Here is a 12,520-nt window from a genome sequence, read left to right on the forward strand (position 1 = left end):
CTTACTCCACGGGAACGTCGAAGATAACGGGCGGAGCGGCGGCTGGGAGGGTGAAATGCCACCACTCCTGTGGGTAGTTGACGAAGCCTTCGGCGGCCATGGCTTTCAACAGGCGCTCGCGGTTCGCCTTCTGCGTGGCAGTGATCCGCGGGTCGGCCGTATGCGCGAGCGGATCGAAGAAATCGAAGTCCGTCCCCATGGCGAGTGGCTCGCACTTGCCTGCCGCGCAGTGCATCAGCGTGAGGTCCACCGTAGCGCCACGGCTATGCCCGGATACGGGTGCGATGTATTCGCCCAGCAGTTTGTCCTTGCCCAGGTTCGGGTAGTGCGTGGGCTTGGTGGAGGTATCCGACAGGTCGCCCGCCCAGCGAACGAAAGCCGTGACAGCCCGCGCCGGGCGGTAGCAGTCCCACACGCGCAAAGCTAAATCCTGGTTGTGCAACGTGGCCTCGACACGCGCGAGAGCCTCGGCCGCCCGGGTGCGCAGGAAGCACTTCGGCGCGAGGTAACCCTCGACAACCGCGCCGGTGAAGTTGTCCGTGCCTGCGTACTTCATGTCCTCGGCCAGCTTGGGGGACAGCGTGCGCACGTCCACCATCCCCGCTTCGGTCATCGTGCGCGCAGGCGACAGCGCGGGTGGCGGTTCCGCCGCCGCGACCTCAAGGGCAAGCGCGGACACGAGTAAAAGCGAGGTCTTCAAAATCATTGCTGAAGTCGGCATCGGGATCGACCTTGGAAAGGCGTAGCTGGTCCGGTGCGACGACATCGAGCCAGGGCTCGGCATCCATCCGGGTACCATCCCACTGTACGAGGTATCGGGTGCCGACGCGCTTCAGCGTGCCTTTCATCGCCGGCGAGCGCGTGGCCTCGAAGCGAACGCCTCCCTTGCCGGGGCAGACGATCACGTCACCGAACCATGGGTCATTCCAGATGCCGAGAAAGGCCTTCGCTTCCTTCGCCGACGTGGCCACGCGGGCGGACGTATCCGGCGCACGCGCCGCGGCAGGTGATGCCGAGGCGGCGGCCGCGATCCGGTCCGCGTACTCGCCCACCGTGTGCGCTTCCGACGGTGCGGTAAAGCGCTTCAGGAGCGCTTCGGCGAGCGTATCGCGCGCGTCCTCGCTGCCGCCGTTGATCAGGATGACGAAGCCACTACGCCGCTCGGGCAGGAGGCTCACGGTGGAGTAGTAGCCGGATAGCGTGCCGGTATGCGACACACTCCACTGCCCATCCACGTCGGCCAGGCGCCAGCCGTAACCGTATCCATAGAGGTGTGTATCGTTCCAGGCGCTGCGGCGCTCGCCGACAGGCATGGGATTCTGGATGGTCCACAAGGGCGCGCGCTGCGTCGCATCGAGCCACGCGTACTGCGCCTCGTCCGGCGTGAGCCAGTTACCCGCCCAGCGCAGCATGTCATCGAGATCGCATCGGATGCCACCGGCCGCCGCCGACGTGATATCGAGCACCTCGCAGCTAGGCAGCCCCAGCGGCTCGAACACCTCGCGGTGCATGAGCACGTCGTAGGGCGCGCCGCCAGCGGCGGCCGCGACCTCACCCGCCACCACGTACATCAGGTTGTCGTAGGCATACGTCGAGCGAAAGCTGTGCGCGGGCTGCAGGTAAGCCAGCCCGTGCAGGATATCCTTCCGCGTGAAGGCATTGGGCTCGGGCCAGAGCATCAGGTCACCGGCGCCCTCGCGCAGGCCCGTGTTGTGGATCAGCAGGTCGCGTACCTGCATCTGCGCGGTCACCCAGGGATCGTGCATCCTGAAGTCCGGCAGGTACTTCGTGACCGGGTCATCCCAGCGCAGCTTGCCCTGTGCGACGAGCCTGGCCAGCAGCGCGGTCGTCATCGCCTTGCTGTTCGAGGCGATCTTGAAGCGCGTGTTCGCGTCGACCTTGTGCCCTTTAGCATCGAGCACGTCGCCTGCGGTGCGCCTGTAGACCACCCTACCCTCGTCGATGACACCGACCGCCATGCCGGTCACCTTGTAGCGGGCCATGGCCTCGTCCACCAGCTGGTCGTACGAGGCGACCGCAGGTTTCGCCGTCGCCGCCTTCTCGTCATCCGCCCATACGCGTAGCAGGTTGCCACCCCACAGCTTGGCGATGTCGGTGTCGGAGAAGCCGCGTGCCTTCAGGCCCGCCGTCACGTTGCGCGTCTCCGAGGCGTCCATCCACCCGGTGATCTCCCCACCGCCGTCGAAGTCCGAGGCGATACCGACGTGGTCTATCCCCGCGACCTGGACCATATGCTGGATGTGGTTGAGGAAATCATCCAGTGTCGCCAGCGGGTGCTCGTGCTGGATCTGCGCCATGCCCTCGACGTAGGCGGGCAGGTAATCGTGTTTCTCGCTGTCGTACGCCTTGTCGCCCGCCTCCTTCGCCACACGTTGCTGCAAGATCTTCTCCGCCGCCTCGCGCGCGGGATCGATCTTCAGGAACTCCTTATAGGCCACGGCCTGGACGACACCGCCCTTCGCAGCGATGGCGCGCAGCAGGTCATCCGAGAGGTTGCGCGGGTGATTGGTGAGCGCGCGTGCGGAGGAATGCGAGGCGATGATCGGCGCCTTCGACAGCGCCAGCACATCACGTACGCACGCATCCGAGGCGTGCGAGACATCCACCATCATGCCCAGCGCATTGGCGCGGGCCACCACCTGGCGGCCGAACGCGCTGATACCCAGGTTGCTGTCCGGTTTGTCACCGAGGGTCTTGTCCGGCAGCGAGCTTCCGCAAAGGTCGTTATTGCCCACGTGGGCGAGCCCCACGTAACGGGCGCCACGCGCATAGGCCGTATCCAGCCGGCGAAGGTCGTGGCCCAGCGAATAGCTGTTCTCGATACCAATCATCGCCGATAGCACGCCGGCCGCCTTGTTCGCACGCACATCCGCCGGCGTTCGCGCAGCACGGATCTGCCCGGGATACTGTTTCAGCATCCGGTCGATCGCGTCGTACTTGCGCGTCGCTTCGGCCACCGCCTTCGCATATCCCGCGTCGGTAAGCGGCCCCTGCGCCACGTAGATGACAAAGAAGGCGGCATCCAGTCCGCCCCGGCGCATCTTCGGCAGGTCGACCTTGAGCGGGCCATCCCTGCCGGCGTCGAACTTAGGATCAGCCATGTAGGACAGGGGGATGTCCACGTGGGTGTCGATCGTGAGGGGGTGGTCCTGGGCGTGGGCCGCCGAGGCGGCCAGAGCCAGAAGAAGCAGGCGTTTCATCGTCGTCAGAAGTCGATGGAGACGGTGAGCTGGCCGAAGCGCGGCGACTGGAAGCGCTGGGGCTGCAGGTAGGTCGGGTTCAGGCCGCCCACGCTGGTCTGCAGATCCTGGTCCACGCCCAGCGTGCGCTGCTGGTTGAGCACGTTGTACACGGCGAACTTCACGCGGAGGTTGTTCTTCTCGTCGATCGGCAGCAGGTAGGTGATGCTGGCGTTGAGGTTGAAGGTCCAGGGCGTGCGATCGGCACCGCGCGGCGAACGCTGGTACACGCGGTTTTCCGAGACCGGATCGGCGCAGTTTTCCACGCAGATGAAGTAGCTGTGGTACACGGTGCCGTCGTAAGGGTTACCCACGCCATAGCCGGTGATCGGGCTGCCCGAGAGGGCCGTCAGGTCCGCGCCGACCTGCCACTGCTTGTTGATCGCGTAGGTGCCGCGCAGCTTGAACTGATGGCGATGATCGTTCGGCAGGTAGCCACCATTGAGGTTCACCCACGGATCGTCGAAGTTCTCGGTGCGGCCGGTATCGTCGAAGTTCGTATCCGAGTTCACGGGACCCTCGGCGTTGCCCCGGCTCCAGGAAAGCACGTACGACGCGTTGAACATCCACTTTTCGTCCCACGCGCGATCCAGCTGGAACTCCAGCGAGCCGAACGTACGGCGTGGCTTCTTCCAGCCACGCTGGCCCAGGTAATTGCCCTGGGCGTCATACATGGCCCAGCCTTCCCTGGAGGTATCGATGGTGATGTAGCCATCGGGCACGCCATCGCAGTTGGTGTCCCCATACACGGTGGTCTTGCGGCCGGGGTTACCCATCACGTAGCCGATGTAGCCATCGCCGCCGCACTGCGGCGTGGCGCTGATCTCCATGTCGTCGATCGCGTTGTGCAGCTTGCGGTAGGTACCGCTCACGCCCCACGACCATTTGTCGTCCAACGCCTGCTGGAAGCCCAGGATGGCTTCGTCCTGATAGACCGAATCCATGTGCTTGTCGACCTCGGCGCGCAGGTCGCCGACGGTGCCATTGCCCTGTGAATCATCCACCGGACCGATCTGCGGCCCCAGAATGGGCACGGCGTACTGGCCGCCATTGCGATCCAGGATCTGGTAGCCGTCGAAGCCGTAGTACGTACGCTGGTCGAGCAGGCCGCCTGCCTGCTTGATGTTGATCACGTTGGCCACGGGCAGGTAGTAGCGCCCCAGATTGCCGAAGATCTTGGTCGTACCGTCGCCCTTGATATCCCAGGAGAAGCCCAGGCGCGGCGCGAGCATGTTGTCCATCTTGATGTAGCTCTTGCCCTCGCCGGTCTTGTTGTCGAAGGCGTCCCGGCGCAGGCCGGCATTGAGCAGGAAATCGGGCGTGATGTTCCAGTTATCCTCGATGTAGTAGGCGTTATTGTCCGTCTCGAAGGTGCCTTCGATCTCGTAGCGGCGCGCACGCACATAGGCGGTGTAACCATCCGGAACGACGCCGCCGTTTTCAATGGTGGCACCGGGGGTGGTCGTGTAGATGTTGTAGTAGTACGCCCCCGGCCCCGGGTAATGGCGCGAGTAGTCCGAGGTATCCACTTCGTGGTCGTAACCGAAGCGGACCACGTGGTCACCCAGCGTCCATTCGAAATCGGCGCGGCCCTGCTTACGCGTGTCGTTGCGCTTCTCCACCGCGGTGCTCGTGCTACAGCCCAGCGGCACACCGGGTGCCGGCACCGCGCTGGCACGCGCGACGGGGTTGCATTCGGCATCCGACAGGCCGCGCGTGTAATCCTCGCGGTTGTTCTTGCCGTACATCAGCTTCATCGAGAGGTTATCGACCAGGTAGCTGGTGAACGTGGTGTTCCAGTTCTTGCCGCCGGTATCGCTGTAGATCTCGTCCTGCTTGATGCCCTTGGTGTGGCTGTCGTAGTCGTAGGTATAAACCGAACCCACGTTCTTGTCCTTGTCCGAGAAGGCCATGAACTCGAGCAGGTTCTTGTCGTTGATATGCCAGTCGACCTTGCCGCCCCAGAACCCCGAATCGGTATCGTTCTGGGTGAGCACCGTGCCGGCGTTATCGGTGTTCTGCGGGGTGTAGCCACGCGCCTCGTACATGGCGAAGAAGAACAGCTTGTCCTTCACGATGGGGCCCGACGCATACACGTTCATCTTGGTGCGGGTGTAGTGGTCCTCGGACGAGGTGATGTAGCGCTCGCCATCCCAGTAGCGGTTCTTTGTGGTGGCCTGCAGGTCGCTGGGCTCGAAGGTCATTTCCCCACCGGCCTTGAACTCGTTCGTACCCGACCGGGTCACGGCATTCACCACGCCGCCGGTCGTGCGGCCGAACTCCACCGAGTAACCGCCAGTCTTGACCTGGAACTCCTGGTAGAACGCGAACGGCGCTTCGGAGAAGCCGTTGCGGTTATAGAAATCGGTGACGTTCAGGCCGTTCACGTAGAACGAGTTCTCCGCCACCGATGAGCCACCGAACGAAATGCCACCGAAACCGGCGTTGCCCTTGTTCACGCCGGGCGCCAGCAGGGCCACGGCCTGCACGTTCTGGTCCACCGGCAGGCGGCGGATTTCTTCGCGACTCAGGTTCGTCGCGGTTTCGGTGGAGCTCACGTCCACCGCGGAAATCACCACGGGGGCACTGACCTGCACGCCTTCGAGGTTGGTGGTGGACTGCTGCCGCTCCACGAGGTTCACCGTGGTGGCATTACCCAGGCTCACGTTCACTTCGGCGGTCTGTCCCACGGGTGCGCCGTCAAGCGAGCTGTCCAGCCGGTAATGGCCTACGGGCAGGAACGGGAAGCGGTAGCTGCCGTCACGATCGGCCGTGACGGTTCGGGTGAGCCCCGTCGAGGGATCGCGCACCGTGACGCTGGCGCCCGGTTTCGTGCGGCCGATGATCGAACCATCGGTGTTCGCGGCGTGTGCGCCGGGCGTTGCGAGCAGGCCAAGGCCTATCGCAAGGCACAAGGCGCCGTGGCGCAACACGCGCCGGTTCGTCTTGGTATCCCCCATCTCCCCACTCCCATAAGATGATGTTTCGGGTTGTCGGGCTGGCTATCGGTGCGCCGTAGCGTCCCCTCGCGACGGTTCGACGCGATGCCAGCTGAAGTCGTAGTCCCACTGATCGAAGTACAGGTTGCCGCCCTTCCACTCCACCTCGCCGCGCTGCGAATCCACCGTTTCGGAACGGGGGAACGTCTTCGCCGGAACGAAGGCTTGCGAGAAGTCATCGTTGAAGGCGACGCGGTACGCGTCGAGCCCACCGAGATAGAAGTACTCGAGCTGCTTGTCGCCGTTCAATCGGCCAAAGGTCACGTCGACCGGCACCCAGCCATACGGCGCGAGATACACCTGGCCCCAGTCGTGGATGTTGTTGTACGTGCCATCGGAGAACATCCAGCCCGATTGCCAGCGCGCGGGAATGCCATTCAAGCGCAGCAGCGTCATGAGCAACAGCGTCTGCTCACCGCAATCGCCATGGCCCGCGTGCAGCGTGTAATCGCTGATGTTCGGGATCGTGGAGTATTCGCGTGCGCCAGCCCATGGAATCGTATCGACGGCCGCGAAAAGCTTCTGTGCGATGCGATAGGGGTTCGTCTCGTTACCGACCACTTTCTTCGAATACGCCCGCATCGCTTCCGTGAAGAGGATATGCGGCGCGCGTTCTTCGACGAACGGCTTCAGCTCCGGTGTGATCGACGTACGAACCACCTTCGATGGATCGATATTGAAATCGCGGCCATACAGCGTGGCCTGCCAGGTCACTGAAAACACAGTGGGCTTGCCGGCCACGGCTGTCTGCTCGAGGTACACCGTGCGCTGGAGCGTGTCGCTGGGTTTCGTCGCGAAGGCCTCGGGGACGTGCGCGACGAGCTGCACGTTTTCCTGCTGCCCACTGATCTCGCGCGGGAACGGCAGCCACGCACGCAGCGTTTCGCCAGCGGGTACGGCATCGGCGCGAACGGTAAGGGTCTGCGTCACTTCCTCGCGCATGGGCAGCACGCTGCTGCTGCCCGTTCGTGCGGCCGCAGCGCGAATGGCGCGGTGGTGATCGTTCAATACTTCGTTGGGGCCGTCGTTGAACGGCGTTTGTTCCTTGCGCCGCGCGCGAGCCTCGGCACTCAGGCGGAACAGGTTGGCCGGTGCGCGGTTGAAGTAGAGCGTCCGGCCATCGATCACCTGCTTTTCCAGCAAACCCGCCGCGTCCCACCTCGCGAATTCGGCGTCGGTAAGGTCGGGGATCTGCTTTTGCAGGCGTGCCTTGGCGGCGGCGGTGTCGAGTTTGAAATCGAGCAGGATGCGGCGCATGCGTTCGCGCTGGAAGAGCAGGGTTTGCTGTTGTGCCGGTTCGAGACCGGGTTGGGCCAGGGCCGTGGTGATCGTCGCTTCGGCGTCCTTGAAGTGGCCGGTGTCGATCTGTTGGCTGGCGCGTGCAGCCGGCGTGCCGCGTGTTGGGGACGGGGGCAAGCTCCCATCGCGCGCAAGCGCGCTCCTACAGGGGGCCGAGGCGGCATTGGTCTCGCACGGCGCTTGCAGGAGCGCGCTTGCGCGCGATGCCCCTGGCGCCAGCACGAGGCAGGCGGCCAGGGCGTGGCAGGCAATGGATTTGCGAAGAGCCGCTTGCACCGTTCGGTATCCCCGTTGCACCGTGGTGGGTGGGTCGTGCGTCAGGGCTGTGTAACATGCTTGCAAACGCCGGTCAATAATTTATGCTGCCGACTAGTTCGTCAGGAATAGATAATTCCGAGACGCCGTGCGGCACCACCCTGGGAGGGGACGCGTGATCCAGTCGGTTTGGCCTTACCTGGCCGTGATGCTCCTTGCCGCCGGCTTCTGGCCGGCCATCGAAAGGCGTTTCGGCTGGAAGGTGTTCGAGATCCTTCCGCCCATCGTGCTCACCTACCTCACCGTCACCGCGCTCTCCGTGGCGGGGCTGTGGACGGCGTCGCCCGAGATCCACGAGGCGCAGGAGATGCTGGTGAAGCGCATGGTGCCGGCCCTGCTCTTCCTGCTCATGATCAACTGCGACCTGCGTGCCATCCTGGCGCTGGGACCGCGCGTGCTGGGTGTGTTCGCCTGCACCTCCATCAGCCTGTTCGCTGCGTTCGTGCTGGCCTTCCTGCTTTACCGTCACTGGATGCCGGGCAATGGCTGGATGCCGCTGGCTTCGCTGTCAGGCAGCTGGGTCGGCGGCACCGCCAACATGATCGCGGTGAAGCAGGCCATCGGCATGTCCGATACGTCACTGGCCACCACCCTGCTGACCGACGCGTTGTGCTACTCCATGTGGGTGGTGGTGCTGTTCGCCGTTGCCCGGCTGGCGCCGGCCTTTAACCGCTGGACGAAGGCGCGTTCCAGCGCCGACATGGCCGTCGCCGATACGGCGGTGCGCGCTCCCGCCACCGTCGATAGCGTGCTGCTGTGGCTCGGCCTGGCGCTGGCCGTCGCGGCCATCGCCACCTCGCTGGGGAACAGGCTGCCGGTCGGCAGCATGGTCTCCGCCACCACCTGGACCATCCTCATCGCGACATTCGCTGGCCTGTTCGCCGCGCACACGCCGCTGGCACGGCTACCCGGCGCACAGGCGGTTTCCAGCGCCATGCTCATTTCCGTCGTGGCCGTGCTCGCCTCGCAGAGCAGCTTCGCCGGCATTGCCGCTGCCCCGCTATACCTGCTGTGTGGCGTCACGGTCATTGCCTTGCACGCCATCTTCCTGTGCGGCTTCGCCCGCATATTCCACTTCGACCTGTACCTGTGCGGCATCTCCTCGCTGGCCCATATCGGCGGCGTGGCGGCCACCCCGGTGCTGGCCGCTACGTATTCGCGCTCGCTGGTACCGGTGGGCATCCTGCTTGCGCTGCTGGGTTATATCCTCGGTACGGGCTTCGGCCTGGTCGTCGCTTCCGTTCTTTCCGCGCTGGCTACCTGACATGGACCTTGGCATGACTACCCTTCGCCATACCCTGCTCGCGGCGGCGCTCGCCCTGGCGGTGGCCGGCAGCCCGCTGGCACGCGCCGCCGATGTACCGGCCACCCCGCCCCCATCGGGTGTGCTGGGTGTCACGGATGCCCAGCTGGATCCTTCGTTCTGGGTGTCGCGCCTGCCGGATGCGGACAAGGTCGTCCTGGATGCGCAGGCGATCGCCGCCCTCAACGACAAGGTCATGCGGCTGGATCCGTCCATGCACGATATCCGCCACCTGGGGGCGACACTGCCGCGTGACCAGGTGAAGGGCTGGATCACGAAGCTCACCAGCAAGCCCTCGAAGGCCTTGTATGACATGGAGGGCAAGGACGTACCTTCCGCCACGATCGACGCGATCATCGCCAATGCGGCGATCGATGCGATTCCCGCCAACGTCACCCCACGTTACGGCATGGCCGTGCGTCGCAGCGCCCTGCGCGGCTTCCCAAGCGACCTGCGCGTGTTCAGCCACGCGGGCGATACCGATATCGACCGCTTCCAGGAAAGCACACTGTTTCCCGGCGATCCGCTGGTGGTGGTGCAGATGAGCCGCGATGGTCAATGGGCGTTCGTGGCGAGCCCGCGCTATGCGGCGTGGATGCATGCGGCAGATATCGCGCACGGCGATGCGCAGGCGATCTTCGCCCATGTCGATGCCACGCCTTACCGCGTGATCACGGGCGCAAAGCCACAGACGGTATATACGCCCGAGGTTCCGGCGCTATCCGAGCTGCAGCTGGACATGGGTACGCGCGTACCGCTGGATACGACCCTGCCGCCCGATCAACCCGTGAACGGCCAGACCGCGTATACCGCGTGGACGCTCAGCCTGCCACTGCGTGGCAACGACGGATCGCTGTCGTTCCACCCCGCCCTGCTCCAGCGCAACCAGGATTCCGCCGCCGGTTACCTGCCGCTTACCCGGGCCAACATCATCCGCCAGGCGTTCAAGTTCCTTGGCGAGCGCTACGGATGGGGCCATGCGTACAACGGCAGGGATTGCAGCGGCTTCGTTTCCGATGTGTACCGCAGCATGGGCCTGCAGATGCCGCGGAACACGGGTGACCAGGCGAAGAGCCCTGGCCTCGACCATACCCTCTACACGGACAAGGATAGCCACGACGCCCGCGTGAAGGCGGCGATGGCGCTGCAACCTGGCGACCTCGTCTACATTCCCGGCCACGTGATGATGGTGATCGGCACCATCGAGGGCCAGCCGTACGTGATCCACGATGTGGGTGGCATGAGCTACCGCCAGGCCGATGGCAGCATGCGCCGGGTGAAGCTCAATGCCGTGTCCGTGACGCCGCTGCTCCCCATGATGTTCAACGACACGCAGACCTTTGTCGATCGCATGACCAGTATCGTGCGCATCCGCTAAACGCCGAACGACAGGATTTTATGAAGATCACGGATATCCGCTTCGGCATGCTGCGCGTGCCGCTGAAAACAGCCTTCAAGACCGCGCTGCGCACGGTGGAGGCCGTGGAAGACATCGTGGTGATGGTGCATACCGACGATGGCCGCATCGGTTACGGCGAAGCACCCGCCACCGCGGTGATCACCGGCGATACGCACGGCTCCATCATCGATGCCATCCGCCATTACATTGCCCCGCGCCTGATCGGCGAGGAGATCGCCGACCTCAACCGCATCACCCGGCTGATCCAGACCTCGATGGAACGCAACAGCAGCGCGAAGGCGGCCGTGGAGATCGCGGTGCACGACCTGTGGGGCCAGCTCTACAACGCGCCGCTGTACAAGCTGCTCGGTGGCGGCGACCCGGTCATCACCACCGATATCACCATCAGCGTCGACTACATCGACAAGATGGTGGCCGATTCGGTGTCCGCCGTGGAGCGCGGTTTCGAATCGCTGAAGATCAAGGTCGGCAAGGATATCGGCGTGGATATCGAGCGCGTGCGCGCCATCCATGCGGCCGTGGAAAACCGTGCCCTGCTGCGCCTGGATGCGAACCAGGGCTGGACGGCGAAGGAAGCGGTGTATGCGCTGCATGCCCTGGAAGATGCCGGCGTGCGCCTGGAACTGGTCGAGCAGCCGGTAAAGGCGCGCGACCTCGAAGGCATGCGCTACGTGACCGAGCGCGTGCACACGCCGGTCATGGCCGATGAAAGCGTGTTCGGCCCCATGGAGGTCATGGAGCTGATCCGCATGCGCGCCGCAGACATCATCAACATCAAGCTGATGAAGACCGGCGGCATTTCCAATGCCATCAAGATCGCGGACATCGCCGGCCTCTACGGCATCGAGTGCATGATCGGTTGCATGCTCGAATCGAGCATCAGCGTTGCCGCCGCCGTCCATGTGGCCGTGGCGAAATCCGATGTGATCACCAAGGTGGATCTCGACGGCCCGTCGCTGTGCGCCTACGATCCGGTCGATGGCGGGGTCACGTTCAACGAATCGGAAATTTCGATCACGGACGCCCCCGGCCTTGGCATCCGCGAAATCCGCGGCCTGGAAGCGCTCTAAAGGGAATCCGCTGGCATGTCGCCCCTGGTGAAAATCCGCTCCGAACGCGACCGCATGAGCGCGGTGGAGCGGCGCATCGCCGATTTCATCCTCGAGAACGCGCAGCTATTGCGCGATTACTCGTCGCAACAGCTTGCGAACGCGCTGGGCATCAGCCAGTCCAGCGTGGTGAAGTTCACCCAGAAGCTGGGCTTCCGCGGCTATCCGGACCTGAAATACTCGGTCGGCGAATCCATCGGCCGCAGTGATGACGATGACGCACCCATCGCGGAGCGCACCGGCGATGCCGTCGGCGCCGAGCTATGGGCCCGCAAGACGCAGGCCGAGGAAGCCACCCAGGCGATCAACACACCGGAAACGATGGCCGCGGTGGTCACGGCGATCGCCGGGGCGGGCAAGGTGTTCCTGATCGGCCTAGGCGAGGATGATCTGCAGGTACGCGCGTTCGCCATGCGCCTTTCGCTGCTGGGGATCACCGCCATCCGCCATGCCGATGTCGGCCGCATGGCGGCGCAGGTGGGCATGACCATGCCTGGCGACGTGCTGGTGGTGTTCTCCGAACATGGGCGCCACCCGGCACTGGCCAAGCTGGCCCGGTTCGTTCGCGAGCGGCGTGGAAAGGTCATCACGCTTACCCGCCATACCGCGAACCCGCTGCGCGCCATGGCGGATCTCCCGCTGGTCGTGGCCGCCCACGACGATGCCTCGTACGTGCAGGCACTCATCTACCAATCCACGGTGCAACACCTGGTAGACACCGTCTTTATCCACCTGTGCGAAGGCGACGACGACCGCCACCTGCGCCTGGTGGAAAACCTCGACCGTACCCAGCAATTGCTGGAACCCTAGCCCCA

8 protein-coding genes are annotated in these 12,520 nt (G+C 64.4%); 4 read left to right on the plus strand and 4 right to left on the minus strand.

Annotated elements, in window-relative coordinates:
- Position 1: 1 nt before the first annotated feature.
- From L2Y97_RS18185 to L2Y97_RS18205, 4 genes are read right to left on the minus strand one after another with little or no spacing between them, the layout of a single operon-like run.
- Positions 2-706, minus strand: a complete 705-nt coding sequence (locus tag L2Y97_RS18185; protein ID WP_247429448.1) for a M15 family metallopeptidase — start codon at positions 704-706, stop codon at positions 2-4.
- A complete protein-coding gene (locus L2Y97_RS22455) occupies positions 660-3,221 on the minus strand; it encodes a membrane dipeptidase (RefSeq protein ID WP_343218378.1) in 2,562 nt (853 codons plus the stop codon). The genes L2Y97_RS18185 and L2Y97_RS22455 overlap by 47 nt, the downstream gene beginning before the upstream one ends.
- A gap of 5 nt (positions 3,222-3,226) precedes the next feature.
- The gene (locus L2Y97_RS18200; RefSeq protein WP_247429450.1) at positions 3,227-6,220 is read right to left on the minus strand and encodes a TonB-dependent receptor; all 2,994 of its coding nucleotides are present in this window, start codon (positions 6,218-6,220) and stop codon (positions 3,227-3,229) included.
- A gap of 42 nt (positions 6,221-6,262) precedes the next feature.
- Positions 6,263-7,675, minus strand: coding sequence for a transglutaminase-like domain-containing protein (locus L2Y97_RS18205; RefSeq protein ID WP_247429452.1), 1,413 nt, complete (start codon positions 7,673-7,675; stop codon positions 6,263-6,265).
- A 313-nt stretch (positions 7,676-7,988) separates the two neighbouring features.
- Here L2Y97_RS18205 and L2Y97_RS18210 point away from each other — a divergent pair, with 313 nt between their 5' ends.
- The 4 genes from L2Y97_RS18210 to L2Y97_RS18225 are packed head-to-tail and all read left to right on the plus strand — an operon-like array spanning position 7,989 to position 12,515.
- Positions 7,989-9,137: a DUF819 family protein gene (locus L2Y97_RS18210; RefSeq protein WP_247429454.1), complete on the plus strand. Its 1,149-nt coding sequence runs from the start codon at positions 7,989-7,991 to the stop codon at positions 9,135-9,137.
- Positions 9,138-9,150: 13 nt separating this feature from the next.
- Complete coding sequence (locus L2Y97_RS18215) at positions 9,151-10,554, plus strand: SH3 domain-containing protein (RefSeq protein WP_247429456.1); 1,404 nt, start codon at positions 9,151-9,153, stop codon at positions 10,552-10,554.
- 20 nt (positions 10,555-10,574) lie between these two features.
- Positions 10,575-11,666, plus strand: a complete 1,092-nt coding sequence (locus L2Y97_RS18220) for a dipeptide epimerase (RefSeq protein WP_247429458.1) — start codon at positions 10,575-10,577, stop codon at positions 11,664-11,666.
- A 15-nt stretch (positions 11,667-11,681) separates the two neighbouring features.
- Complete coding sequence (locus L2Y97_RS18225; protein ID WP_247429460.1) at positions 11,682-12,515, plus strand: MurR/RpiR family transcriptional regulator; 834 nt, start codon at positions 11,682-11,684, stop codon at positions 12,513-12,515.
- Positions 12,516-12,520 lie beyond the last annotated feature (5 nt).

Source organism: Luteibacter aegosomatissinici (assembly GCF_023078495.1).
Classification (GTDB): domain Bacteria; phylum Pseudomonadota; class Gammaproteobacteria; order Xanthomonadales; family Rhodanobacteraceae; genus Luteibacter; species Luteibacter aegosomatissinici.